Below are 25,207 nucleotides of genomic sequence, written 5' to 3' on the forward strand. Positions count from 1 at the left end.
TAGCTAATCATATTTGAAGCAAAGGACACAACATGGGCTTTCTCTCCGGCAAAAAAATCCTCATTACCGGCCTCCTCTCTAACCGCTCCATTGCCTATGGCATCGCCAAGGCCTGCCACCGCGAAGGCGCTGAACTAGCCTTTACCTACGTGGGTGAACGCTTCAAGGACCGCATTGTCGATTTTGCAAAAGAATTCAATACCAACCTCATTTTTGACTGTGATGTGGGCAGCGATGAGCAAATCAGCGCCCTTTTTAAGGATTTAGCTAAATCCTGGCCTCAGTTTGATGGTTTTGTACATGCAATTGGTTTTGCACCGCGCGAAGCGATTGCTGGTGATTTTTTAGATGGCCTCTCACGTGAAGGCTTCAAGATTGCCCACGACATTTCAGCGTACAGCTTTCCAGCGATGGCAAAAGAAGCTTTACCGATGTTGCGCGATAAATCGTCTTTACTCACCCTGACTTATTTGGGTTCGATGAAGAATGTTCCTAACTACAACACCATGGGTTTAGCTAAAGCTTCTCTTGAAGCTTCCGTGCGCTACCTAGCTGGCTCGGTTGGCCCTAAGGGCATTCGTGCTAACGGTATTTCTGCTGGCCCAATTAAAACTTTGGCGGCATCTGGCATCAAAGGCTTTGGCAAGATTTTGGAAGCAGTTGAACAAACAGCACCACTCCGCCGCAATGTAACCATTGATGATGTGGGCAACACTGCAGCATTCTTGTTGTCCGATTTAGCAAACGGCATTACTGCTGAAATCATTTATGTAGATAACGGCTTTAGCCAAGTAGTTGGCGGAATGGACGAAGTTTGAGCGTTCCTCTACGCGAGGCCCTGAAATTTTGGGCTAAGCTAGGCTTCATTAGTTTTGGTGGGCCAGCAGGACAAATCGCCGTTCTGCACCAAGAGTTAGTTGAAAAGCGTCGCTGGATTTCTGAGCGGCGCTTTTTACATGCACTGAACTATTGCATGCTGCTCCCTGGGCCTGAAGCCCAACAACTCGTGACCTACATAGGCTGGCTCATGCACCGCAGTTGGGGCGGCATTCTGGCGGGCATACTTTTTGTACTGCCTTCTCTATTCATATTGATTGGCTTATCCTGGGTTTACCTTACATTTGGACAAGTTCCTTGGATTGCAGCCATCTTTTTTGGTATTAAGCCCGCAGTCACTGCCATCGTATTGCACGCTGCCGTACGTATTGGTAAGCGCACCATTCACAACCAAGCACTGCAATGGATTGCCTTAGGTTCTTTCTTGGCCATCTTCATTCTCAATCTTGCCTTTCCGATCATCGTGGCGATTGCTGCTGCTATTGGCTATTGGGGTGGCAAAAAATATCCCGAATATTTTCAACAAAAAAATATTCATGACAGCAAAGAGCCTAGCGGATTCGGCAATGCAATCGTTGATGATTACACTCCGACTCCCGAACATGCGCAATTTAGTTATCAAAAAACGATTCGTCATTCGCTAATTGCACTCAGCTTTTGGTTGCTACCTATGGGTGGATTGATTGCTCTCTTTGGCTGGAAGACGTTATATCCACAGATAGCCTGGTTCTTTAGTAAGGCAGCCTTTCTGACTTTTGGTGGTGCATATGCAGTACTTCCCTATGTATATCAAGGCGCCGTTGATCACTTCCATTGGCTGAGCGCGAATCAAATGATTGATGGTTTGGCGCTTGGTGAAACCACCCCAGGACCGTTGATCATGGTGGTTGCTTTTGTGGGCTACCTTGCTGGTCATATTCAACATTTGATAGGCGCTAGCAATCCTTTTTGGTTTGGAGTGCTGGGGGCATGTGTTGCTACTTGGTTTACTTTCTTGCCTTCCTTCTTTTTTATCCTGGTTGGCGGCCCGCTGATTGAATCAACTCACGGGAAACTTGGTTTTACAGCCCCGCTAACTGCTATCACCGCCGCTGTTGTTGGCGTCATCGCCAATCTAGGTCTCTTTTTTGCATATCATGTCTTTTTACCGAGGGGCTTTGGTGGTTCGATTTCTTGGATCTCGATCTTAATCTGCGCCTTAGCTGGATTGGCCTTATTTAAATTTCAAAAAGGTGTTCTCACGGTATTGGGTGGGTCAGCCTTAGCTGGATTACTCTTCTATTACATCTCAATATTGATGGGGTGAGTTTTCCCCAAGATTGGCATAATGGAAGTTATGCGAATCGAACCTCAAACCATCTCCCATCTTCAAGAATGGCTCGGTAAAACGGAGTCATTACAAGACACCGTTACATCAGCGCCAGTGCGCGCCCTATCGGCCACTTTAGATCGTGAAGATCCTGCGCCAAGTAAAGGCACTTTTTTACCGGAGTTGTGGCACTGGCTGTACTTCTTACCTCATGCCCGCGAATCTGAAATTGGTCCTGACGGCCATCCAAAACGCGGCGGTTTTTTGCCTCCCGTTCCCTTGCCACGTCGCATGTGGGCAGGCAGCCGAATCGAATGGCTAAAACCATTAGCTGTTGGCGATGAAATTGAAAGAGTTTCCACAATTGAGTCTGTCACTCATAAAGCAGGTCGCACTGGTGATTTGATTTTCGTATTGGTCAATCACAAGATCTCCAATCAAAATGGACTCGCAATTATTGAAGAACATGACATCGTGTATCGCGATGCTCCTGGACCAGACGAAAAGCCCGTAGCACCCACCCCCGCACCAACAGATGCCAAATGGAGCAAAACAATTACGCCAGATGATGTATTGCTGTTTCGCTACTCAGCACTGACATTTAATGGTCATCGCATTCACTATGATCGCAAATATGTCACTGAGGTTGAGGGCTATCCAGGCTTAATCGTGCATGGTCCTTTAATTGCAACCCTACTGGTTGATTTAGTACGTCAAAGTATTCCAGGGTGCAAACTCAAGAGTTTTGAGTTCCGTGCAATACGGCCTACTTTTGATATCAATATATTTAAAGTAAATGCCAAACCTGATTTAGAAAAAGATCCTAGTGGTAAAACGATTTCGATCTGGGCACAAGACCATGAAGGCTGGCTCACCATGCAAGCAACCGCTGTTTTAGCCTAATCAAATACTTTTATTTATGACCAATCAACATCTTTCTCGTGAACTAGCTAACTTTGCGGCCAACCTTAAATCCGCAGACATACCTGATGAAGTCATGAGCCGCGCCGAAGATTTATTGGTGGACTGGTTTGGCTCTGCCATCGCTGGGAAAGGCTCGCGCCCCGTTGAGCTCATTACCCAATTTGCACAAAATATGGGTGGGTTTGATACAAACCACGCTGGCCCATCCGAGGTTCTCGTCTCTCGTAAAACCTCGAGCCCTTTTTTGGCGGCAATGGCAAATGCGGCAGCATCCCACGTAGCAGAGCAAGATGATGTACACAATGGCTCGGTCTTTCATCCGGCAACGGTTGTATTTCCGCCGGCACTTGCTTGTGCTCAAGCAATTGGTGCATCTGGTGAAGAATTATTGGTTGCCGCAATAGCGGGCTATGAAGTTGGTATTCGAGTTGGTGAATTTCTAGGTCGCTCTCATTACAAAGTGTTTCACACCACTGGAACCGCTGGCACTCTTGCAGCGGCGGCTGCAGCTGGAAGACTTCTGAAACTTTTGCCAGAGCAAATGCTCAACGCCTTTGGTTCAGCGGGGACACAGTCAGCTGGTCTTTGGGAATTTTTACGCGATGCTGCCGACTCTAAGCAACTACATACCGCACATGCAGCCTCTACCGGCTTAATGTCTGCTTATATTGCTCAAGCTGGCTTTACAGGTGCGCAGCACATCCTTGAGGGCAAGCAAGGACTCGCTGCTGGCATGTCCAGCGATAGCGATCCAAGTAAGCTCGTAGATCGATTGGGTAGTCGCTGGGCTTTAGCAGAGACTAGTTTTAAGTACTACGCCTCATGCCGTCATACCCACCCTGCTGCTGACGCCTTATTACAAGTGATGTTGGCTAATAAGCTATCCCCTAGCGATATCGCCAAGGTCGAGACTTTAGTTCATCAGGGCGCTATCGATGTTTTAGGACCGGTCACTAATCCGGCCACCGTCCATCAATCGAAGTTTTCTATGGGCACAGTCTTGGCTTTAGTTGCTCATTATCAATTTGCCGGTCTTCAAGAGTTCGACAAGCACTTTCATGATGATGAGATCTGCGCATTCCGCGAGCGCGTTACGATGACTCTGGATCCTGAAGTGGATGGTGCCTATCCACAACGCTGGATTGGTAAAGTCAAAGTACATTTAAAGAATGGGCAAGTATTGGATGGTCGTGTAGACGAACCTAAGGGCGATCCCGGCAATACCCTGTCTCGCGCAGAAATTACCGACAAAGCGATGCGTCTAGCCGCCTTTAGTGGTGGCGCCAGCCCAGCCGAGATGAATAAAGCAATTGATCTCTTGTGGAATATCCGCAAACAAGCCAAGATAGGCTTTCTACTTCCTTCGAATTAAGCACATACCCACCTATGAACCCACTTGATACACCTTTAGGATTTAGCACCAACTTTTTATTTGTTCCAGGTACTCGTCCTGAGCGTTTTATAAAAGCACTTGATAGCGGTGCCAGTGGTGTTGTATTAGATCTTGAAGATGCTGTTGCCGAGGAAGATAAAGTCAGCGCACGCGATGCCATTCGTACGGCTTGGCCAAGCTTTAGTGCTGAGCAAAAGAAACGTTTGGTGATTCGTACGAACTCACCAGGCAGCAAGTTTTATGCGGCTGACTTAATCCTGGCGCAAGAACTCCAGGTTGCCTGCCTACTCATTCCCAAAAGCGAATCGCTCGATCAAATTAACGGCGCCGCTTTGATATTGCCCAACACCGCAATTATTCCCATGATTGAAACTGCAGTCGGCTTGGATCAGCTGAAAGAAATCGCCAACGCCAATCAGGTTATTCGCCTTGCTTTAGGCAATCTAGATTTACAGGCTGACCTTGGTATGGTTTGTGATCGCCAAGAAACGGAACTGCAAACTGCTCGCTATCAAATTGTTTTAGCCTCTCGCCTGGCACAAATTGCCCCTCCAATTGATGGGGTTACGCCCTCTACCGATGATGTTGAGCGTATTGCAGAAGATGCAGAACGCGCAAAACGCATGGGTTTTGGTGGAAAGCTCTGCATTCATCCCAAACAGGTAGGAATCGTCATTGCTGCATTCACACCCACTGAAGAAGAGCTGGCATGGGCCCAGCGAGTGATTGACGCGGACAAATCCTCCAAAGGGGGTGCCGTAAAGCTGGATGGCCGCATGATTGATAGGCCAGTGGTGTTATTGGCCCAAAGAACCCTAGCAATTACTGGTAAACACTAGGGTCTTTCAACACAAAAGCCCTTTATAAGTGGCAAAATTGACAAACATAACAACAACATGGAGATCAAATTGAAAGTGAAGAAATTTTTATTTTCAGGAATTGCTGCAGCATTAACCGCTGGCGCATTTCTAAGCACTAGCGCTCTTGCGCAAAAAGACTGGCCTACTAAATCAATTCAATTGGTCGTTCCATTTGCAGCTGGTGGCCCTACTGACTCTATCGCCCGTTTAATTGCAGTGCCAATGGGTCAAGCCCTCGGCCAAACTGTGGTTGTTGAGAACGTTCCAGGCGCTGGCGGCACAATCGCCTCTACCAAAGTAGCGCGCGCTGCACCAGATGGCTACACCATCTACATTCACCACATGGGCATGGCCACTGCGCAGGCTTTGTATGACAAGCTCCCATACGATCCTATGACTAGCTTTGAATATATCGGTCAAGTTGCTGACGTACCAATGGTACTTTTGGGCAAAAAAGATTTGCCAGCAAACAACTTTAAAGAACTTGAGGCGTATATCAGAGCCAATGGCTCTAAAGTCACCATGGCCAATGCTGGTCCAGGCGCAGTTTCCCAGTTATGCGGATTGTTATTTCAGAGTCGCATGGGCGTTAAGTTAACTAACATTCCTTACAAAGGAACCGGCCCTGCTCTAACAGACCTTTTGGGTGGTCAAGTTGACCTCTTGTGTGACCAAACAACTCAGACTATTCCGTACATCAAGGATGGTCGTGTAAAGGCTTTTGGTACAACCACCATGAAGCGTTTGCCAGCCATTCCGAATGTTCCAACTTTGAACGAACAAGGCCTCAAAGGCTTCGAAGTTAAAGTTTGGCACGGCGTTTATGCACCAAAAGGCACTCCACAGCCAATCTTGGATAAGATCAATGCTGCTTTGAAGAAAGCATTGAATAATCCTGATGTGAAGAAGCGTTTGGAAGATGCCAATATTGACATCGTTCCAGCAGAGAAAGTTTCTGCCAAAGGCTTGAAAGATCATCTTGATAAAGAGATCAACGTTTGGGGCCCAGTGATTCGTAAAGCGAACATTCCAGACTAAGCATTAATCGCATCAAATAAAAAAGCCAGCGCAATGCTGGCTTTTTTATTTCTTAATAAATACTCGGTTGAGCTAGCGAGTCGCTAAATAATCTTAGCCCGGTCTAAATAAGTATCCAGAGCGAGCCTTATCGCGACGCCTTCTGTAAAGCATTCCAACAAAGGCAATCAAAGCCCAAATCGCGAGGAATGGATCGAGCAAATAATCCCAAAGATTGCTGGATTCATGCCACTGAGCCGCCCAAGCAATGATGGCAATCGCAATAATCCAAACGCCCTTAATCCAATTGGCTAAGGCGCAAACTACTGCGAATACTAGAACCGCTATTAAGAATGTAATAGATCCATATCCCCATGTGTAGGGATCAATCATCCCCAATCCCAGGGCAAATGGATAAAAGCAGAACGCCACGATGGCAACAGCAAACTTAAACGCCATAGGTGTCGGCTTGCTTGAAGGCAGCAAGGAGCTCCACAGCAATAGAGTTAAAACAATGCTGAGATCTCCAGTGACGCCGCGTACATAAGCCACTAAGGGTAATTCCATGCCTAAGCCTAGCGGCCAGAACAATGCATTGCCAATTAACAGAACCAAGAAAAGCTTTACGGCGAATGGAAAAGGATTTGGGGAGAATTTTTGCAATATCCAAATACAAATAACTGAGGTCGTGATGGATAGCTCAATCAAAGGCAAGATTTGCATTAATGAATTCATTGTTGAACCTCCAAACGCTGCGCTTCTGTCTCTTGCGCTTGAGTCTGTATCTTAGTAAAAGCATATTTTAGCCAAGCGCCCGAAAAATAACGATGGCGAATCTTTTTACGGTCCCAGGTGTATGCCAAATGGGCATCATCACCATTTACAGTAATCATGTACGGATAAGAAAACTCTTTACGCTGTGCATCCGGCAAGGCTTCGTCATCTTCTAATACCTCGACGGTTTGCCATTGACCTGGCTTGGGACTGCTCATCATTAACACTAATCGATAGCGACCATGTTCAATATTATTTAAAGCCAAGATGCGAGTGCCGTTCTTAAGAGTTATGCCTGCCACTGCAGAATTAGGGTTGGCAATTGCCAAATCCTCTGACTGTTGCCAGCTTTGTCCTGCATTTTGGGTGTAACTAACCGGTACTTGCTTTGGCAATCCAGAGCTGCGTGTTTGTCGAAAATAAGCGCTAGCATCTTGAGGGTCACTCACAAACACCAGTGGCTGAATTGCACTCCGCCCAGAGCTCATGCGGCGTTTATCAATTACACGCCCTGCATCTACCCTCAAAAACTCGCCAAAGCGCCCTATCCACTCATGATAGGAAGGCAAGCCCAACAAGCCATCGGTGAACGAGATGCTCGGGGATTTTACAAGGGTGCTTAAGTTCAATAATGGTGAGCTGATCAGGCGCTGCGGATGACTCCATGTCAATCCCTCGTCATCCGAAGTAATCGCAGAGATTGAGCTTCCTGCCCAACCACCGATAGAAACGGTTACAAAGAATAGTTGCAGCCTTCCATCGGGCAATCTACTTGGTACAGGGTTGCCTAATTTGGCAATGTAGCGCGACAAACCCTTCTCGGCGCTAATGCGATCTATCACAACAGTAGGTGCACTCCAGTTGGCAGAATGCGCATCGTATACCGAGCTATAGATCGAGACATCAGCAGCACCCTCACGACTACCTGCAAACCAGAATGCCCGAACAGCACCATCCTTTAAAGCAATTAATGAAGCCGCGTGAACCGATGGAGCTCCAGTATCGGGCAACCAATTCGCCTGCGATGCTGGCGCAATAGCCTTAGATGGGACCTTGGTCTTGGCTGTTGTAGTCAAGACTTCATCCGCAGCTTCCTCTGCTTGAGGAAAAGCCGATACTACAAATGGCGCCCAAGCAGGACGACTATCAATATGAAGAAAGCCCAATACGGCAGCAAGCAATAAAAAACAGAGGGCAACAATACGGCTCATCTACAAACATCCTTCAGGTTTGATAAATCTGGCATAGCAGCTGGAGTGGCAATTAAATATTCATTTACAAATAAGTGTTTGCTAATTTGTCCTGCCAACATCTCCGCAATTTCTTCATTGGAGTGGCGGGCTCGCATCTCCATTCTTTGCCCAACAATCTGACAAGATTCACATAAGGTGGGCACAACACCAAGAGGTGCATGCACTGCTACCAAAGGATATTTAGCCGTCAATCCATTGATATCAGCGGCATCTTTGGCCAAGTAGCCGTGCAACTTTACACCCGGCAAAAGAAGGCGATACTCCTCATCTTTAGCGCGGTAGTCACAAGGAATCCAAACGTCCTTGCCTTGTGTCTGGGCAATAGTCTCCGTGGAGTAGTGCCCCAAACGCCCCTCTAAGGGAGAAAGACTGCTAGTCAAAGCGCAATAGACCAGAAAGCAAGCAGCCAATGCAAGTACCTTAGTTTGACCATGTCTGAACAAACCAACTAACACCACCAGTAAACTCGCTGCCATCAAGATCCAATGGCAATATGAATACGCCCACTGACCTGCAGCACCCATCAATTGGGAAAAATGCAAATTGCCACCAATCCATATCAATAGGGATATCACCAGCAACTGCAGTAGTAAGGCAATACGGAATCCCCAAAAAGGCAACTTATCCCAATACAAGGCAATCAATGCAGCAAACGCTGGCATGACCGGGAGTAAGTAACGCCCCGATCGCTGGCTAGGGAAACTAAACACAATGAAGAAGGCAGCCACCAATAACAGCAAGAGAACTTCTTCTAGAGCCAGAAAACGTCGCGCACGCCAGCATTGCATCAAAGTCGATATCAGTACAAAACTGAATAAGCCAGCATTTGCAATCGTAGTGGCCAATAAGAACCAAATGCTATCGCCACCATGCAGTAAGTCCATGATGTAACTAGATTGACGCGCAGCAAACTTGCCTGCATTCTCGCCAAGAACAAACTCCATCCAAACTGCCTCAGGATATGGGTCCAAGGCAAACCAAATGGCAAATACACCCAAGGCAAGCACGACAATGAGAATCAACTTGTAAAGATCCCGTATCACCAGTTGCGGAATACTCCACTGTCGCCAGCGCCAGTAATAAAGACCCAATGCTAATGTTGCAGGCACAATATACGCAAAGGATTTTGCAAATAATGCAAAGCCGAAACATATCCCCGCGACGAGCGGGAAAAAGAATTTGGATTCAAATGCATTCTTGCCCCAATATAGGATTACAAAAAATGGCAGTGATATCCAGAAGACCTCAGGAGGGTCGGCTAAAAATGGGCGACCATAACGATACGTCGCAAAAAAGGATAGCCAGACTAATGCAGCCAATAGCCCTGTTTGTGTTTTGCCACTAAACCGACGAACTGCTAAAAATAAGAAGAAGGCAGTTAGGCCGGTATATAAAACGCTAGGCCAGCGCAAATGAGCCAAAGTCCAATCAGACGCCCAGTTGGTGCTCGCAATGCCCTGCCAGAAAATAAGCGGGGGCTTAGTATTTTTGATGCCCTCCATCTCAGACTGCAAAGGCAACCACTGCCCTGAGTCTGCCGTCATGCGCACAATATGCATATAGGGATACTCGTCACCGTTTTTAGGGGCAAAACGACTATCCAAGCCGTAAAGATAGGTAAATACACCTAAAAGCAGTATTAATACGGCAGAACGGTAAGAAAATGAGGCACGCATAGCTATAGTTTATAGGGCTTGCAGGAAAGCCCTATAAAACAACTAATGCCTGTATTTTTGAATGAGCTTATGAAAAACGAATCTGATGTGAATATCCATTTACAAGAGTTTCTTGATTAAGATACCTACAAACGAATTTGCAATTTATTACTTAGAAATAATCCGAACGGAGAACCACCATATGCGAGCAAGGTATTTAAAACCCGCAATCCTAGCATCTATTTATATTGGCATTAGCCACTGGAGTGGCGCTGCTCTCGCGCAGAATGCCGATGCCAGTAATTTATATAAACGTGGCCTTGCAGCCACCTGTGCCAATTGTCATGGAACCGATGGCAAGGGTGTAGTTGATGGCGGTATGCCATTAATTAACAACCTCACGAGCGAACAAATTCTGACTCAAATGAAAGCATTTAAGTCTGGCGCGCGTGAAGGCACCATCATGCCGCAGTTAGCTAAAGGCTATACCGACGAGCAACTCGAAACCATCGCCAATCAACTTGGCAAGAAATAATAAGGAAGCCCATCATGGATCGTAGACACTTTATTGGCCAAGGCGCAGCAGCAATTGGCTTGCTGGCTGGCTTCTCTGGACAAGCTAACGCAAATTTACAAAAAGCAGAAATTCTGGTGATTGGTGGCGGATATGGCGGTGCTACTGCCGCTAAATATCTACGCCTGTTTTCCAACAACACAGCCAAGGTCACATTGATTGAGCCTAATACCTCTTTCATTTCTTGCCCTATGTCTAACTTAGTGATTGGTGGCTCACGCACTCTCGCTGAAATCACTTCACCTTATGACACACTCAGCAAACGTCATGGCATCAAGATTATTCAAGATAGCGTGAGTAGCATTGATCCAGACAAGAAGATCGTAAAACTGGCCTCTGGCAAGACTTTGCGTTACGACAAAGCAGTTGTGTCTCCAGGTGTATCACTCAACTTCAAGAGCATTGAAGGTCTTGCACAAGCCAATAAAGATGGAGTTACCCTCCAAGCCTGGAAAGCTGGTCCAGAAACCATTGCACTACATAAGCAAATTGCAGCAATGCGTGAAGGCGGAACTTTTGCCATTAGCATTCCTGAGGCCCCGTATCGCTGCCCTCCTGGACCATACGAGCGCGCTTGCCAGGTAGCTAACTACCTGAAACAAAATAACCCGCGTGGCAAGGTACTGATCTTGGATGCAAACCAAGACGTCACCTCTAAGGGTGCTTTGTTCAAGAAAGTTTGGGCTGAGCAGTATGCTGGAATCATTGAGTACCGACCAAAGAGTAATGTGGTTGGTGTAGACGCCAAAACCAGAACACTCAAACTCGAAGTTGAGGATGACGTGAAGGCAGATGTGCTTAATGTATTGCCACAAATGGCCGCTGGTGAAATTGCTATTAAGACTGGTTTAGCAAATTCTAATGGTCGCTGGGCGAATGTGAACTTCCTCAATTTTGAATCGACTGCACGTAAAGATATTCACGTCTTAGGCGATGCGATTCAAATTGCGCCAGCAATGCCCAAGTCTGGGCATATGGCCAACCAACATGCCAAGGTAGCTGCTGCTGCCATCGTCGCGGAACTCAGCGGTTGGGAAGTTAACCCAGCGCCAGTATTAACCAATACTTGCTATAGCTTTGTTAACTCCAAGGAAGTCGTTCACGTTGCTAGCGTTCATCAATACAACGCAGCGGAAAAGACTTTTAAAACGGTTCCTGGCTCTGGCGGCTTATCCCCTGCTCCATCGACCCTGGAGGGAGTCTATGCCTGGGGCTGGGCTCACAACATCTGGGCTGATAGTTTGGGTTAAGAAGCTAAGGCCTTCGCTGTTAATAAAAAAGAGACCTTCGGGTCTCTTTTTTATTACATAGGTTAATTATGACTTTTGCCTACGCCGTCTGCGCCTACTTATCACCAAAAATGTAATGGCAATGATTGGGGCAGCTATTGCAGCAATGATCTCAGGATGAATAGCGAGTCCAGCCTCTTTACCCCCCTTGGCGATGTATGCCAACAAGCCAACCGCATAATATGTCAGCACCAACACTGACAAACTCTCCACTGTTTCTTGAAGTCTAAGTTGCAGTCTAGCGCGCTGATCCATACTGGCTAATAACCTTTGCGTTTGCTGCTCATTCACAAACTCGATACGGGTTCTGAGGGTTTGCGTTGTTCTAGAGATACGGTCAGATAATTCTCGCAAGCGACGTTGAGTCCAAATACAAGTCCCCATGGCCGGCTGAAAACGTCGATCCATAAACTCTGACAACGTTTGCACTCCAGGAAGAGATGTTTCATTTAATTCGAGTAAATTTTTTGATAGCAACTGGCTATAAGCCTCAGCCGCAGTAAAGCGAAGACCATATCCCGAGATCCATTGCTCAATACGGGAAGCCAGACGAGAGAGCTCCTCTAGAAAAATGCCATCTTTTTCGGTATTCACTCCAGACTCTGCTTGTAGTTTAGAGATTTTTTCAGATACCGCCGCCAACTCTGATTCCGCCTCCCTTAAAGGCAACGAAAGGCTTTTGGCTACTGGAAACGAAACCATGGCAACCATGCGGTAAGTTTCAGCCTCAGCTAAACCCCTAGCTATTCGACCTAGCTGTCTGGAGCCTAAAACATCATGCGGTATAAAGAAAGATATAAATCCGTCTTGGTCAAGCTGCAAGTCGGTCCAAAGCTGCGCCTTTTTGCTGGAAAGAATAAAACTGCCCAGTACAGTATTGCCGCTAAAAATTTCAGATACTTCTTGTGCCTCAGCAAATAGAGGGCGATGCTCAAAAACCAAATCTAAGGCCGAAATTCGTTGGCCACCAGCCTCAGAAATAGTTGGGCAACCCAATCCCTTAAAAAGCAAATCCAGATCACGCTCAATTTCTAATCTCGACTTGAGTAAAGGTTCCTTAACCTTAGTTTGATTGTGAACAATAACTGCAATGGTTGAAAATTCACCATGTAACTCCCATTTCACCAAAACTCTTTCTGGTTCTGGCGCTAACTGCAGCGTCATAAATGAGTGGTCATCCCTACTGGGGGCACATCCTAAAGCATTGCTTAGTTTTTGTACCCAGGCTATTTGCTGCTGACGTGTAGCAGCGTCTAATAAGAAGGATTGCGAAATCACCCTCTCGTTTGGCCACAATGGTATGGGAGGTCGAGCGTGAACCTCTTCATGCAACAGCGCTCTAGAGGGGTGATCGTATGGTCTCATGGCTTATATAATTTTTTATTTCTTTAGATCATATACCTAAGCCATCTAAAACATACCTATGAATCTAAATGGGTGTGATATTGCTATCCAAATCCTCGTACCCATAGGGGTGCTCACCTCTATTCAAGCAATTACGAACGTAATCTATGCTAGTACGTAAAGCGTAGTAATCACTTGATAAGCGCTTGGAGATTTTGATTCTGAGTGCCTGATACTCAAGCAGATTTAATCTCTTTAGATACTCATCTCGCTGTTCATCGTTAAACCCATTCAGCAACTCTTGTTCTAAAGCTTTTAATGAGCCATATAAACGATTGATCTTATTTTGCATCCGCTTAGCGCGGTAGCCAGGTAGAGACTGTAGAAGCGGGTAACCCAAAACGCAGAAAGGCAGCAATACAAAAATAAGACGGTTAATGAGTTCAGCAATCCAAAATGGGAAATAAGCCATCAATATAGGGTAATTATTTTTCTCATAATGAACCGCAACAGGGCTTTCGGGCAACATTGAATCCTTGAACGATGGAAACTCTCCGCGTTCCGAGAAGAAGGATTCCTTCCCATTAATTTCTCGGGCGGCCTCCATAAATAAAAATTGAATTGCTGGATGCATGCGATCATCAATCAGAAGATTGGTTGTTGTAGCCAACAGCTTCATATCAGTCGGTGGAAAGTTGCGAGCTAAATCAAAGGATCCTTGCGGCACATTCAATATATGAAGATGTGGGATCACCTTGACATATGCCTCAGCACGTTTAAAGGTAACTAAATGCAAGTTAGGATCGGTTAGTAATTCCTGGATATTGGGGGCTTCGAAGGAGTCAACGATAAAAGCACCATCAATTTTCCCCGCCTTTAATGCCTTAACAGCCTCCTCGCCAGATAAATTGACGAATTGTGGAATATGCTCAAATCCTGAAATCTGAAGGATCTTAAAGGCTTGCGCATAAGTGCCGCCACCCTTAATGCCAATTGAAATTGTTTTAGAAGTAAAGTTTTTAAAGTTTCCAGAATGTGCTTCTAAGTCACCATTCTTAAGTTCTGGCCCGCGATAAAAAAACCAAATAGGGTCATAGGCAATCGCGCCCAGTGATTGAATGCCCTTAACCTCATTTGCATGTTCTACACCTGCCTGAACAAAGCCAGCTTGTATGGGATCGTCGCGATTGGCTAAGCGATCAATATTTTCTTGCGCACCTAAAGTGGGGACTAGCTCTAGCGTGATCCCTCTCTTTGCAAAAAATTCAGCGTACTTTTTGCCTAGGTCCTCATAGGATCCCCCCGGAGTTCCGGTAGCCATGAGAACATGCCTTGGAGGCGGAGGGTCTGCATACCACCAAACACCCATCAAAACCATGAGTAACAGGATTAGTAAGGGCCAAGTCTCTTGCAAAAATTGGGTGAAGTCGCTCCACTTCTCCTGAAGGCTCTCAGAAAGACCTAAGTAGGTATCTTGTAAATTTTGTTTAAAACTTCCCATGAGCTAGCAATCTGCAAAATTCATTAAAGCTAATGATAATGTCCTTATGCAGATTCTTTCAATTCGCATTTAAACCCCCTAAAACCATGATAAATCTCAGAAAATCCCAAGATCGTGGCTATGCCGACCATGGCTGGCTAAAAAGCTTTCACTCCTTTTCATTCGCTGGCTACCATGACCCACAATTTATGGGCTGGGGGAACCTGCGCGTGATCAATGAGGATCGTGTTGCAGCCGGAATGGGTTTTGGTAAACACGGCCATCGCAACATGGAAATTATTAGCTATGTTCTCTCAGGTGAATTAGCCCATCAAGACAGCATGGGAAACATTGAGTCCATACCTCCAGGGGATGTTCAACGTATGAGTGCTGGTAGCGGTGTGACTCATAGTGAGTTCAATCATGCCAAAGATCAAACGACTCATTTTTTGCAAATCTGGATAGAGCCCAATGTCATGGAAGTTGCTCCAAGTTATGAGCAAAAAACGATTCCAGAAAACAATAAGCAGGGCAAACTTTGTCTAGTTGCATCACCCCAAGGTGGCGACAACGCAGTCAAGATTCATGCGGATGCCAAGATGTATGCAGGTCTATTTAACGCGGGTGAATCCACTACGCTTACTCTCGACCCCAGCCGCAAAGGATATATTCACCTCATCAAAGGTGAGTTAGTTGTGAATGACATTACCCTGCAGGGTGGCGATGCACTCTTCATTGAAGGCGAGAATGAGCTTGTCATCAAGGGCGGCAACAATGCTGAAGTCCTGATTTTTGATCTCAGCCCGCAATAAAAAAGGGGTATCGACTTTCGTCAATACCCCCGCAGTTTATGGATTGAATTTAATCCAGTTTAATCTTTGCTTTTTCGATGACTACTTTCCATCGTGCAATATCAGAAATATATAAATCAGTAAATTGCTGGGTATTCATTGGGGCAATCTGAACTCCTGCCTTCACAAATCGCTCCTTCATTTCTGGGGTTTCTAGAATTTTGAGAACCGCATTATTTAAGGTGCTGATGATCGCTGGTGAAGTGCCTGCAGGAACAAACATCCCTTGCCAGAGTGCCATCTCGTAACCTTTGACACCCGCCTCTTGCATAGTGACCAAGTCAGGTACACCACTAAAACGGTTTTTGCTAGTAACCGCCAAAGCATTTACCTTATCGCCCTTATACAAAGGAAGGCCAACTGGCATGCCGGCAAAATAAAAGTCGATTTGCCCACCTACCAAATCAGTAGCAGCAGGAGATCCACCTTTATATGGGATATGTATTGCTTGAGTGCCAGTAGTTGCTAGAAATAATTCTCCAGCCATATGATCAGAGTTACCAATGCCTGAAGAACCAAAGCTCATCTTGCCAGGATCCGCTTTAAGCATGGCAATCAAATCAGCAACATTCTTGGCTTTTGAATTGTTGTTCACAATCAATATATGCGGTGTAGCAGCTACCCCCACCACCGGCAATAAATCCTTTTGGCCATTAAATGGCAGTCTTGGATTTGCCGCAACGTTAATAGCTAAGCCATTCTGAGCAAACAAAACGGTATATCCATCTGGTGCACTTTTAGCCACAGCATCTGCAGCCAAGCTGCCAGCCGCTCCGCCACGATTCTCAACAATGACCGACTGCTTTAAGGCAATGCTGAGCTCATTAGCAACCATCCTACCAACAATGTCAGTTGAACTACCAGGCGCATAACCAACCAACATCTTAATTGGCTTATCTGGGTATGCAGCAAATGCTGTTCCAAAAACAAAGGGTGCTAACAAAGAACTTAATACTATTTTTTTAATGGTTTTATTAATCATTCTGTCTCCTCCATTGAGTTTATAAATCTAAAACTGAAATTCCACACTCCTTAGCGCACTGATTCAAAGCTTCTTTTAATTCAGGTGAAATTGGAATGCCCTGCTTGCTCCGCTCTGCCATTACTTTGGCAGCCCCATCTCCTGGTACTCGAATTTGATTAACGCCGGGCAACTTCGAAGAAGCCTTCAAGTCATTTACCAAGGTAATCACACGCTGCACGAACTGCTCACGATCCCCAAAGGCGTTTGGGTCAACCGCAATAATAGTTTGCCCAGTATTGGTAATCAGATCGTGGTGAGCATTAAAGTCAATCGTATCCTTGCCAACAGCTGCGTTATTGAGCGTCCCCGCAAGTAAGCCAATCATCACGGCCAGCCCATAACCCTTATACCCACCAATTGGAAGCAAAGAGCCCTCACTTGATTTTTGCGGGTCTGTAATCGGCTGACCTTTTTTATCAATCATCCACGTATCCGGAATCGATTCCCCTTTTTGGGCTGCTACTTTTACCTTGCCATAGGCTGCAACTGTAGTGGCAATATCCAACAACACCGTAGGATGATCGCCTGCTGGAACTGCAATCGCAATTGGGTTAGTTGACAGCAATAAATCAATGCCACCCCAAGGTGCCATGTGGTTTGCATTACCAACCGCCATATAGATTCCGATATAGCCTTGCTCGGCCAACTTCCTCACATAAACAGATGCTGCGCCAGAATGATTGCCAAAGTGACTACCTACCCAACACACACTGTGTTGCTTCACTTTCTCAATGGCGACCTCAACAGCGCGATTCATCACCAGGTGACCCAAAGCGTTATCACCGTTAATTAGCGCAGTTGCACCCTGCTCCCGCTCGATACGGATATTGGGGTTGAGATTAATACCGCCAGCCCGAATTCTTTTAATATACGCAGGCAATCTAAAAATCCCATGACCATCAGCCCCAACCATATCCGACTGGATCATCAACTGCGCAACACGCTTAGCATCGGCAGCAGGCACTTGATTGGCCTGCAACGCAGTCGCAATGAATTCTTCGGCTTTATCTATTGGTAAATATTTCATATCAGATCTAAATGATTATTTTCCTGAGTCACTCTTAAACTCCATCTTATAGATATATTTATTTTCAGGGTGGTAGGTAAACGTAGTTTCAAAGAGCTTGTCTTGATCGTCGAAGTAACGCCGAACAATCACTAAACAGGGGTCATGCGGCTTTAGCTGGAGTTTTTTAGCAACATTCACTGGAGCGCCAACGGCATAAACGTCAACCTCTGCTCGATCAATTCTAGTGCCATACTTTTTCTCGATTTGTTCAAAGACCATTACCTGGCTATGCTCAGGATCAGATGTTAGTGAGGCAAACTGAGGAAGAATATAAATATCAGTCCAGGCAATTACCTGCTGGGACTCACGCTGCTTGCGAAGACCGCCGATGTGATACCAAGAGGAGCCGACAGCACCCCCAATCATTTCACTGAGAGACTTATCGAGCTCAATAAATTCTTCAATGATGTTTTCTCGGTAGGTATCCCTTGGATAACTCAAAATATCAATCGGCGAATTAAAGCTTTGGGTAAATCTTCTGACCTTCTGCCTTGAAATCACTTGAGTGGGCGCACCCTGACGGCGTAACACTAAACCATCGGTCTCTAAGATTTGTAGAGCATGCCGCAGGGTATGCCGACTAGCGTTAAAGGTAGTACAAAGCGCAGCCTCGGAAGGCAAATTGGATCCAACAGCCCAGTCGCCATCGTGAATGCGCTTACCCAGCGCATTCGCCAAAGTCTTATAAAGGGGTAAGCTTTCTTTCAACTTAAGATAGACCGAACATTTTCTTGCCTGCAACTGGCAAGCGAGCCTTCAAGATATCTCCAGATAGAGATTCAGTAATGTAGAGGTCCTTACCATCCTCTCCACCAAAGCACATATTTGCTAGGTGATGATGATGTGGGTTTTCAGAGTAAATGAGATGTGTTGGCAACATATTGCTATCAAATCTCCAGATTCCAATACCTAGATGGCAAACTAACAAACCGTTTTCAGAATCCATCTCAATACCATCAGGTCCAGCAACGCCACCAGTCAACTGAACAGCTACACCTGTCTTAGATATAGAGCCATCAGCCATCAGTGGCAAACGCCAAATTTGCTGTGAGCGTGTAGCAGCTACGAATACATGCTTTTCTTGTGTGTTTAAGGTAATGCCATTAGGGCTTGGAACATTAATCGCTAGACGATCTAATTGACCGTTTTCGCGCAATCTAAATACTCTACCGGTTGGATCTGCAATGCCAGTTTGACCTTGATCGGTAAAGTACAAGTCGCCGTTGGAAGCAAAATGCAAATCATTCAATCCCTTAAAGCTCTCGCTATACATTGACCCCAAAATAGTCTCGACTTTTCCAGTCTTTGGATCAAGGGCCAATAAGCCTAACTTGTAATCACAAATAAATGCCCGACCATCTTTGTGAAACTTCAATCCATTAGGCCAACCATCAAACTGGGTTACTAAATCCCAATCGCCCTTTGGTGTAATTCTGAAGACTCGACCAAACGGGATATCCAAAAACCATAGGTTGCCCTCACGGTCAAAAGAAGGCCCCTCTAAGAAGCACTCCACTTCAGCATTTTGACGATTTGGATCGGACCAGCCAGTGCGTGACTTCTTTCTAAATTTAGCCGGCATCGACATAAATACTTCGGCCTTAATTTTCTCAACTGGCTGAAAGGGGTTATGCATAGTCATTTGTAGAAATCCTTATTCAAGTTATACGGACAAGTTTATTTAGTGGGTAAAGCATTAAACCATAATTAATGATAATCTTAAGACATTATCTATGTTTTTACTCTTACTGGTATTTATAACTCATCCGTATAGGTCTTATATATGAATTATGTAGCTGTTATTGGAACCGGCATCATGGCATCAGGCATTGCCGCTGGCTTCATCGCCAAAAGCATCCCTGTCGTCATTCTTGGAAGAAACAAAGAGAAATCGGATGCCTGCTTGAGCAAGGCAATAGCACTTGCCGAAAAAATTGGCCTCTCCGGTGAAAATTCAAAAAAACAATCCAGTGAAATTTTTTCCACTCAAACCACTGAAGTACTTGAGGCTTGGAAAAATTGGGATGACTGTGAGTGGGTCATAGAAACGATCGCCGAAAACCTGGCACTTAAACAAGCTATCTTCAAGCATCTAGATGAAGTTGTTCCAGCGCATATCCCCATTGGTAGCAATAGCTCTGGCTTTCCCATTAGCAAAATTGCACTTGGATTAAAGACGGCTAACCGCATGATCGGTGCGCACTATTTCATGCCAGCTGAAGTGGTCCCATTAGTAGAAATTGTGATGGGCGAAAAAACAGACATCGCTTTTGCTGAAAAGGCATGTCAAATTTACAAAGCCATCGATAAAAAGCCGGTGCTAGTGAAAAAGGATATCCCCGGATTTTTAGCAAATCGCATTCAACACGCCTTAATGCGAGAGGCCCTCTCCTTAGTCCAAGAAGGAATTGCCACTCCAGAGGATATTGATGATGCTGTACGCTATAGCTTCGGATTTAGATACGCTGCCGTTGGGCCAATGACCCAAAAAGAAATTTCAGGCTGGGATGGAATGGCTAATGCTGCAAAAGAAATTTATCCATCCCTATCCAATATCACTACCCTCCCCCCAAAAGTCGTTCAACTGATGAGCGAAGGGAAGACAGGTATGAAGGCTGGTGAAGGCTTCAGAACGTGGTCACCAGAGGAAATCAAAAAGACTTCTGACTCTTACTCCAGAAGATTGAAAGCCGCTTTCGATGTTCTCAACATTGAATAACGGAGTAGCCTTTAGCAATGACCTCCTTAACGCGACTGATATTTGGCGTGATTCCAACTCCGCTAACTGCGAGCTGGCTCGCCTCTATATGTCCATTTATCGCCGTCAACGGGTTATCACAGATATCCACCTGCAGATACTGATTTGACATGCTAAATCCCCAAGCCACATTGCCAACAGCAAAGCCGAGAGATGCGGTAGCTGCAACTGACAATGATGTTTCAGCAACTTTGCATGCCAAATTCAATGCCAACTTATGCTTTGTAAGTAGCTTAGCGCACTCCAGAGCGGGAATAAGCCCACCCGTTTTAATGAGTTTTAAGCTTGCTCCATTAAATGCATTTGCCTCAATAAACTCCTCAAGCTCCTTGATGCCGTGGATAGATTCATCAAGACCGATTGGAAGGGGTGATCGTCTTTTAAGCTCCACGAAATCACTCATCGGCAAGTCCGCAGGAATTAACTGCTCAACAAAGGTGAGTCGAGCAGCCTCTGTCGACTCACAAAAACGAATCGCATCAGCCAGCTTGAGGGCGCAGTTGGCATCTACAGAAACAATATCGCCCTCAAGAAAATCGCACAGCACATTTACTCGATGGAGATCCTCTTCTAAAGAGAGTGAGCCGATTTTAATTTTCCAGTGCTTAAAGCCTAATTCACGTAACGCTTTTGCATCACTTAGCTCCTTATCTAAAGATCCACCCAGCATACGCAATATAGGGATTGGGGCTGGTGATGTTGACTTCCCTTCATTGACACCCAAGAATTTCCATAGTGGTATTGATGCCTCTTGTGTATACAAATCTAAGAGCGCCATCTCCAAACATGATTTTGCAGATGCATTTGAATACAAAATGGCATTAAAAATTTCTGCGAAACCATCTGGAGATTCCCAATCTACTTGTACAGCCTTTTCCACCAAGTATTTAAGACTGCCAACTAAGCTGTCTAAGGTTTCACCAGTCATTAAGGGCGCAACAGACGCTTCACCCCAACCCTGTCTACCTTGCTCATCAGTTAGACAAAGTAAAACTGTTTTCGCATCAGCAACAATCTCTCGAGACATTTTGATAGGTTCAATCAGAGGAATCGAAAGAGGATAGATTTTAGCGTTCTGGATTTTCATTTTTTGATTTACTAGGAATTTTTACGCACTATATATTTTAAAAAATTAAGGAGACGATACATGAGAAAAATTATTTTGACACTGTCAGTTTTAGGCGCTCTGTTACCTGCTGTAGTAAATTCACAAAGCTACCCCACTCAAGCCATCAAGTTAATTATTCCATTTGCTGCAGGTGGCCCATCAGATGTCTTAGCACGTGGATTTACACCAAAATTAGGGGAAAGCCTAGGTCAGCCCATCATTATTGAAAATAAACCGGGGGCTGGCGCCAATCTTGCCGCCGAATATGTTGCTAATTCAAAAAGTGATGGGTACACACTGTTTCTAATGATGGTAGGTACTCAAGCCATCAATGAAACCTTGTACAAAAAATTAAACTACAACGTCGTTAAAGACTTCTCTCCAATATCCTTGGTAGCATCATCATCCCTGATGCTGGTGGCAAACCCCTCGGTTCCAGTAAAGACTGTTCCTGAACTTATTGCCTATGAAAAAGCCAATCCAGGGAAAGTGAGCTTTGGATCTTCTGGTGCAGGTACCCCATTACATCTCGCTGGAGAGCTCTTTAATACACAGGCTGGTACAAACATTTTGCATGTGCCATACAAAGGTGCGGCACCAGCATTGACAGATGTTTTAGGTGGTCAAATTCAAACCGCCATTGTAGGTACGCCTGCAGCATTGCCCTATGTCAAATCTGGAAAGTTAACTGGGCTTGGGGTAACAAGTCTAAAGCGTGGCTCAAATGCTCCTGAGATTCCTGCGATTGCTGAAACCTTGCCAAAATTTGAAGTTGAATTGGTTTATGCCATTGTTGCTCCAGCCAGCACTCCAAAAGCAATTGTGGATAAGCTCAACTCCCAGTTAATTAGCGTGCTAAATAATCCTGAAATCAAGACGCAATTAAACTCCAAGGGCTTTGATGTCGTCACAAGCACCCCAGCCCAAACAGCAGACTACATTAAGTCTGAAGTTGTTAAATGGGGTCCGATTGTGAAAAAATCAGGCGCCAGTGCTGAGTAATTTACATATATACATTGAAAGATAGTAATGATTGAAACTTCTGAGAAAAAGCTAGCTGGCCCCATTATTCGCCTTCACCCTAACGATAATGTGGTTGTGGCTCGCATTGATGTTGCCATTGGTGAATCTGTCCCTAGCGAAAACTTTACTAGCCGTAGTCAAGTTCCAGCTGGCTACAAAATCGCAGCCAAGAAAATACTCAAAGGCGAGCCGATTCTCAAATATAACGTGACGGTTGGTTTTGCCAATACGGATATTGAGCCAGGCATGATGGTTCATAGCCACAACACGGAGTTTAGGGAGTTTGATCGAGACTATGCCTATGCAAGTGAATACAAGCCTACCAAGCTACTTCCCGAGTCAGAGCGCGCGACATTCCAGGGCTATGTCAGATCGAACGGCAAAGTGGGAACACGTAATTTCATTGGCATTCTTTCAACCGTTAATTGCTCTGCAACAGTAGTTAACAAAATTGCTGAATGGTTTACTCCTGAGCGCTTAAAAGATTTTCCAAATATTGATGGCGTTGTCGCTTTCAGCCACGGGATCGGCTGCGGAATGGAAATGAGTGGTGAACCGATGCAACTGCTGCGGAGAACTATGGCGGGATATGCGCAGCATCCTAATCTTGCGGCAGCGCTCATTATTGGACTTGGGTGTGAGCGTAATCAACTGAAAGGATTAATGGAGCAAGAGAGCCTTAAAGAAAACTCCACCCTGCATACTTTCATCATGCAAGAAACTGGCGGTACGCGTAAAACGATTGAAGCAGGTATTGAAGCAGTTAAAGCCCTCTTACCAGAAGCCAACAAAGTAAAACGTCAGACTGTCTCTGCAAGTCACTTGTGTGTGGGCTTGCAGTGCGGCGGCTCAGACGGCTTTTCTTCCATTACCGCCAACCCTGCCTTAGGTGCGGCGATTGATATCCTGGCTCGCCATGGTGGAACCGGAATTCTCTCGGAGACACCAGAAATTTATGGCGTAGAGCACACCCTCACCCGCAGAGCTGCTAGCAAAGAAATTGGTGAAAAACTGATTAAACGAATTCGCTGGTGGAAGGACGAATACTCGGTTGGGCGAGATGTACAAATTAATGGGCAAGTTAGTCCAGGCAATCAAATTGGTGGTCTAGCCAACATCTTTGAAAAATCACTTGGTTCTTCAATGAAAGGTGGCACCGGCCCCCTAATGGAAGTCTATCGCTATGCAGAGCCTGTAACTGCTAAAGGCTTTGTGTTTATGGATACGCCTGGATTTGATCCTGTCTCCGCTACTGGTCAGATTGCTGGTGGTGCCAACCTGATCGCTTTTACAACAGGACGTGGCTCCATGTTTGGCTCAAAACCAGCGCCATGCATCAAGCTGGCTACCAATACCCCAATGTATCAACGCCTGACTGAAGATATGGACATCAATTGCGGAGAAATCCTCGATGGCACAGTCTCTGTTCAGGAAATGGGTCAGCGCATCTTTGAGCTTTTCTTACGCACTGCCTCTGGGGAACCTTCTAAGAGCGAGCTACTAGGGCTTGGAGATTATGAATTTGTACCGTGGCAAATTGGAGTTATGAGCTAAGTAGACCTCAAACGCTCATTGATCAAAAACGGGCCCTGCTCCCGCTTTTTCTTTGCCTACAAGTGGATTGAAATCAGCTCAGACAACTGTAGAATTGAACTTATTGATTCACAAGGACTGAAGCGAGCATATGAAATTCAGGGATTACTATGAAACACTCGGTGTTGCACGCGGTGCTACCGAAGCAGAAATCAAATCAGCTTATCGCAAGCTGGCACGCAAATACCATCCGGACGTCAACAAAGAGGCTGGCGCTGAAGAGCAGTTCAAGCAAATCGGTGAAGCTTATGCCGTTTTAAAAGACACTGAAAAACGTGCAGCCTATGATCGTTTTGGCGAGAATTGGAAAAACGGTCAAGACTTCACCCCTCCCCCTAATTGGAATGAAGGCTTTGAATATTCTGATGCTGGCTTTGGTGGCGGTCATCCAGGTTATGGCGGCGGCTTTGAGGGTGATCAAAGTGAATTCTTTGAATCACTCTTTGGTAGAGGCAAACATCGCCAAGGTGGACGTGGTGGAAATAGTCGTCAGGGCATGAACTTCAAAGGCCAAGATCACCATGCCAAAATCTTGATTGATCTCGCAGATGCTTATAACGGCGCCAAACGCACCATTGCCTTACACATGCCTACACAAGATGCGAGTGGTCATGTCAGCACGCAAGAGCGCAAGTTAGACGTCAGCATTCCCAAAGGTATTAAAGCCGGTCAAAACCTGCGCCTTTCTGGCCAAGGTGGTCTTGGTATGGGCGAAGGCTCTGCTGGTGATCTCTATTTAGAAATCGACTTTCATCCAAACCCCATCTATCGCGTAGATGGCAAGGATGTATTTATTGACATTCCTTTGGCACCATGGGAAGCGGCTTTAGGCACAACAGTCAATGTACCTACTCCAGCTGGCAGCACTCTGGAATTAAAAATCCCAGCAGGAACAGTAGCAGGTCGCAAGATGCGCCTGAAAGGTAAAGGCATTCCTAGTGCTGAACCGGGTGATTTATATGTTGTCCCTACGATTGCCCTGCCACCAGCACAAACTGATGCTCAAAAAGAAGCCTATCAAAACTTTGAGAAGGCTTTTGATTTCAACCCTAGATCTCACTTGAAGGGATGA

23 protein-coding genes are annotated in these 25,207 nt (G+C 45.6%); 13 read left to right on the forward strand and 10 right to left on the reverse strand.

The window, feature by feature from the left end:
* Nucleotides 1–32 precede the first annotated feature (32 nt).
* Genes fabI through ICW03_RS06335 form a run of 6 tightly spaced genes read left to right on the forward strand, consistent with a single transcriptional unit; the run spans nt 33 to nt 6,361 of the window.
* Nucleotides 33–818, forward strand: a complete 786-nt coding sequence (gene fabI, locus ICW03_RS06310; RefSeq protein ID WP_215346632.1) for an enoyl-ACP reductase FabI — start codon at nt 33–35, stop codon at nt 816–818.
* Nucleotides 815–2,143: a chromate efflux transporter gene (chrA, locus tag ICW03_RS06315; RefSeq protein ID WP_215346633.1), complete on the forward strand. Its 1,329-nt coding sequence runs from the start codon at nt 815–817 to the stop codon at nt 2,141–2,143. The genes fabI and chrA overlap by 4 nt, the downstream gene beginning before the upstream one ends.
* Nucleotides 2,144–2,164: 21 nt before the next feature.
* Nucleotides 2,165–3,049, forward strand: coding sequence for a MaoC family dehydratase N-terminal domain-containing protein (locus ICW03_RS06320; protein ID WP_215346634.1), 885 nt, complete (start codon nt 2,165–2,167; stop codon nt 3,047–3,049).
* A gap of 16 nt (nt 3,050–3,065) precedes the next feature.
* Nucleotides 3,066–4,442, forward strand: a complete 1,377-nt coding sequence (locus ICW03_RS06325) for an MmgE/PrpD family protein (protein ID WP_215346635.1) — start codon at nt 3,066–3,068, stop codon at nt 4,440–4,442.
* A 14-nt stretch (nt 4,443–4,456) separates the two neighbouring features.
* Nucleotides 4,457–5,302 (forward strand): CoA ester lyase, encoded by an 846-nt coding sequence (locus tag ICW03_RS06330; protein WP_215346636.1) that lies wholly within the window; start codon nt 4,457–4,459, stop codon nt 5,300–5,302.
* Nucleotides 5,303–5,359: 57 nt separating this feature from the next.
* Nucleotides 5,360–6,361, forward strand: coding sequence for a tripartite tricarboxylate transporter substrate binding protein (locus tag ICW03_RS06335; protein ID WP_215346637.1), 1,002 nt, complete (start codon nt 5,360–5,362; stop codon nt 6,359–6,361).
* A 93-nt stretch (nt 6,362–6,454) separates the two neighbouring features.
* On the opposite strand, the gene ICW03_RS06340 is transcribed toward ICW03_RS06335, so the two are convergent.
* Genes ICW03_RS06340 through ICW03_RS06350 form a run of 3 tightly spaced genes read right to left on the reverse strand, consistent with a single transcriptional unit; the run spans nt 6,455 to nt 10,043 of the window.
* Entirely contained in the window at nt 6,455–7,075 is a 621-nt protein-coding gene (locus ICW03_RS06340; RefSeq protein ID WP_215346638.1) for a hypothetical protein, read from the reverse strand.
* Nucleotides 7,072–8,325 (reverse strand): exo-alpha-sialidase, encoded by a 1,254-nt coding sequence (locus ICW03_RS06345; protein WP_215346639.1) that lies wholly within the window; start codon nt 8,323–8,325, stop codon nt 7,072–7,074. The genes ICW03_RS06340 and ICW03_RS06345 overlap by 4 nt, the downstream gene beginning before the upstream one ends.
* On the reverse strand, nt 8,322–10,043 hold the full coding sequence (locus tag ICW03_RS06350; protein WP_215346640.1) for a glycosyltransferase family 39 protein: 1,722 nt from the start codon (nt 10,041–10,043) through the stop codon (nt 8,322–8,324). Before ICW03_RS06350 ends, ICW03_RS06345 begins: the two co-directional genes overlap by 4 nt.
* 181 nt (nt 10,044–10,224) lie before the next feature.
* On the opposite strand from ICW03_RS06350, the gene ICW03_RS06355 reads away from it, so the two are divergent.
* Both ICW03_RS06355 and ICW03_RS06360 read left to right on the forward strand, forming a co-directional pair.
* A complete protein-coding gene (locus ICW03_RS06355; RefSeq protein WP_215346641.1) occupies nt 10,225–10,557 on the forward strand; it encodes a c-type cytochrome in 333 nt (110 codons plus the stop codon).
* A 14-nt stretch (nt 10,558–10,571) separates the two neighbouring features.
* A complete protein-coding gene (locus ICW03_RS06360; RefSeq protein ID WP_215346642.1) occupies nt 10,572–11,846 on the forward strand; it encodes an NAD(P)/FAD-dependent oxidoreductase in 1,275 nt (424 codons plus the stop codon).
* 66 nt (nt 11,847–11,912) lie between these two features.
* Here the strand turns inward: ICW03_RS06360 and ICW03_RS06365 are convergent, their stop codons facing one another.
* The gene (locus ICW03_RS06365) at nt 11,913–13,250 is read right to left on the reverse strand and encodes a DUF3422 domain-containing protein (RefSeq protein WP_215346643.1); all 1,338 of its coding nucleotides are present in this window, start codon (nt 13,248–13,250) and stop codon (nt 11,913–11,915) included.
* Between the two features lie 64 nt (nt 13,251–13,314).
* Nucleotides 13,315–14,730 (reverse strand): TAXI family TRAP transporter solute-binding subunit, encoded by a 1,416-nt coding sequence (locus tag ICW03_RS06370; RefSeq protein WP_215346644.1) that lies wholly within the window; start codon nt 14,728–14,730, stop codon nt 13,315–13,317.
* 86 nt (nt 14,731–14,816) lie between these two features.
* Here ICW03_RS06370 and ICW03_RS06375 point away from each other — a divergent pair, with 86 nt between their 5' ends.
* Nucleotides 14,817–15,521 carry a pirin family protein gene (locus tag ICW03_RS06375; protein ID WP_215346645.1) on the forward strand — a complete coding sequence of 235 codons (705 nt, stop codon included), beginning with the start codon at nt 14,817–14,819 and terminating at the stop codon, nt 15,519–15,521.
* A 49-nt stretch (nt 15,522–15,570) separates the two neighbouring features.
* Here the strand turns inward: ICW03_RS06375 and ICW03_RS06380 are convergent, their stop codons facing one another.
* Genes ICW03_RS06380 through ICW03_RS06395 form a run of 4 tightly spaced genes read right to left on the reverse strand, consistent with a single transcriptional unit; the run spans nt 15,571 to nt 19,295 of the window.
* Nucleotides 15,571–16,542: a tripartite tricarboxylate transporter substrate binding protein gene (locus ICW03_RS06380; RefSeq protein WP_215346646.1), complete on the reverse strand. Its 972-nt coding sequence runs from the start codon at nt 16,540–16,542 to the stop codon at nt 15,571–15,573.
* A 19-nt stretch (nt 16,543–16,561) separates the two neighbouring features.
* A complete protein-coding gene (locus tag ICW03_RS06385) occupies nt 16,562–17,611 on the reverse strand; it encodes an Ldh family oxidoreductase (protein ID WP_215346647.1) in 1,050 nt (349 codons plus the stop codon).
* Between the two features lie 15 nt (nt 17,612–17,626).
* Nucleotides 17,627–18,361, reverse strand: coding sequence for a GntR family transcriptional regulator (locus tag ICW03_RS06390; RefSeq protein ID WP_215346648.1), 735 nt, complete (start codon nt 18,359–18,361; stop codon nt 17,627–17,629).
* Between the two features lies 1 nt (nt 18,362).
* Nucleotides 18,363–19,295: an SMP-30/gluconolactonase/LRE family protein gene (locus ICW03_RS06395; protein WP_251374368.1), complete on the reverse strand. Its 933-nt coding sequence runs from the start codon at nt 19,293–19,295 to the stop codon at nt 18,363–18,365.
* A 141-nt stretch (nt 19,296–19,436) separates the two neighbouring features.
* Between ICW03_RS06395 and ICW03_RS06400 the strand changes: the two genes are divergently transcribed.
* Nucleotides 19,437–20,372 (forward strand): 3-hydroxyacyl-CoA dehydrogenase family protein, encoded by a 936-nt coding sequence (locus tag ICW03_RS06400; RefSeq protein ID WP_215346649.1) that lies wholly within the window; start codon nt 19,437–19,439, stop codon nt 20,370–20,372.
* Here the strand turns inward: ICW03_RS06400 and ICW03_RS06405 are convergent.
* Nucleotides 20,359–21,498, reverse strand: a complete 1,140-nt coding sequence (locus ICW03_RS06405; protein WP_215346650.1) for a mandelate racemase/muconate lactonizing enzyme family protein — start codon at nt 21,496–21,498, stop codon at nt 20,359–20,361. The two genes, ICW03_RS06400 and ICW03_RS06405, sit on opposite strands and share 14 nt — an antisense overlap.
* Nucleotides 21,499–21,558: 60 nt before the next feature.
* Between ICW03_RS06405 and ICW03_RS06410 the strand changes: the two genes are divergently transcribed.
* From ICW03_RS06410 to ICW03_RS06420, 3 genes are all read left to right on the forward strand, one after another.
* The gene (locus ICW03_RS06410; RefSeq protein WP_215346651.1) at nt 21,559–22,521 is read left to right on the forward strand and encodes a tripartite tricarboxylate transporter substrate binding protein; all 963 of its coding nucleotides are present in this window, start codon (nt 21,559–21,561) and stop codon (nt 22,519–22,521) included.
* A gap of 27 nt (nt 22,522–22,548) precedes the next feature.
* On the forward strand, nt 22,549–24,096 hold the full coding sequence (locus ICW03_RS06415) for a UxaA family hydrolase (RefSeq protein ID WP_215346652.1): 1,548 nt from the start codon (nt 22,549–22,551) through the stop codon (nt 24,094–24,096).
* A gap of 130 nt (nt 24,097–24,226) precedes the next feature.
* Nucleotides 24,227–25,207 (forward strand): DnaJ C-terminal domain-containing protein, encoded by a 981-nt coding sequence (locus ICW03_RS06420; protein ID WP_215346653.1) that lies wholly within the window; start codon nt 24,227–24,229, stop codon nt 25,205–25,207.

This window comes from Polynucleobacter sp. MWH-Aus1W21 (genome assembly GCF_018687275.1).
In the GTDB taxonomy this organism is placed as follows: domain Bacteria; phylum Pseudomonadota; class Gammaproteobacteria; order Burkholderiales; family Burkholderiaceae; genus Polynucleobacter.

Bases quoted from the DNA above. Each gene is read 5' to 3' on its own strand.
- fabI (WP_215346632.1), top strand. From the start codon at position 33: ATGGGCTTTCTCTCCGGCAAAAAAATCCTCATTACCGGCCTCCTCTCT.
- ICW03_RS06320 (WP_215346634.1), top strand. From the start codon at position 2,165: ATGGAAGTTATGCGAATCGAACCTCAAACCATCTCCCATCTTCAAGAA.
- ICW03_RS06325 (WP_215346635.1), top strand. From the start codon at position 3,066: ATGACCAATCAACATCTTTCTCGTGAACTAGCTAACTTTGCGGCCAAC.
- ICW03_RS06330 (WP_215346636.1), top strand. From the start codon at position 4,457: ATGAACCCACTTGATACACCTTTAGGATTTAGCACCAACTTTTTATTT.
- ICW03_RS06335 (WP_215346637.1), top strand. From the start codon at position 5,360: ATGGAGATCAAATTGAAAGTGAAGAAATTTTTATTTTCAGGAATTGCT.
- ICW03_RS06340 (WP_215346638.1), bottom strand. From the start codon at position 7,075: ATGAATTCATTAATGCAAATCTTGCCTTTGATTGAGCTATCCATCACG.
- ICW03_RS06345 (WP_215346639.1), bottom strand. From the start codon at position 8,325: ATGAGCCGTATTGTTGCCCTCTGTTTTTTATTGCTTGCTGCCGTATTG.
- ICW03_RS06350 (WP_215346640.1), bottom strand. From the start codon at position 10,043: ATGCGTGCCTCATTTTCTTACCGTTCTGCCGTATTAATACTGCTTTTA.
- ICW03_RS06355 (WP_215346641.1), top strand. From the start codon at position 10,225: ATGCGAGCAAGGTATTTAAAACCCGCAATCCTAGCATCTATTTATATT.
- ICW03_RS06360 (WP_215346642.1), top strand. From the start codon at position 10,572: ATGGATCGTAGACACTTTATTGGCCAAGGCGCAGCAGCAATTGGCTTG.
- ICW03_RS06365 (WP_215346643.1), bottom strand. From the start codon at position 13,250: ATGAGACCATACGATCACCCCTCTAGAGCGCTGTTGCATGAAGAGGTT.
- ICW03_RS06370 (WP_215346644.1), bottom strand. From the start codon at position 14,730: ATGGGAAGTTTTAAACAAAATTTACAAGATACCTACTTAGGTCTTTCT.
- ICW03_RS06375 (WP_215346645.1), top strand. From the start codon at position 14,817: ATGATAAATCTCAGAAAATCCCAAGATCGTGGCTATGCCGACCATGGC.
- ICW03_RS06380 (WP_215346646.1), bottom strand. From the start codon at position 16,542: ATGATTAATAAAACCATTAAAAAAATAGTATTAAGTTCTTTGTTAGCA.
- ICW03_RS06385 (WP_215346647.1), bottom strand. From the start codon at position 17,611: ATGAAATATTTACCAATAGATAAAGCCGAAGAATTCATTGCGACTGCG.
- ICW03_RS06395 (WP_251374368.1), bottom strand. From the start codon at position 19,295: ATGACTATGCATAACCCCTTTCAGCCAGTTGAGAAAATTAAGGCCGAA.
- ICW03_RS06400 (WP_215346649.1), top strand. From the start codon at position 19,437: ATGAATTATGTAGCTGTTATTGGAACCGGCATCATGGCATCAGGCATT.
- ICW03_RS06405 (WP_215346650.1), bottom strand. From the start codon at position 21,498: ATGAAAATCCAGAACGCTAAAATCTATCCTCTTTCGATTCCTCTGATT.
- ICW03_RS06410 (WP_215346651.1), top strand. From the start codon at position 21,559: ATGAGAAAAATTATTTTGACACTGTCAGTTTTAGGCGCTCTGTTACCT.
- ICW03_RS06415 (WP_215346652.1), top strand. From the start codon at position 22,549: ATGATTGAAACTTCTGAGAAAAAGCTAGCTGGCCCCATTATTCGCCTT.
- ICW03_RS06420 (WP_215346653.1), top strand. From the start codon at position 24,227: ATGAAATTCAGGGATTACTATGAAACACTCGGTGTTGCACGCGGTGCT.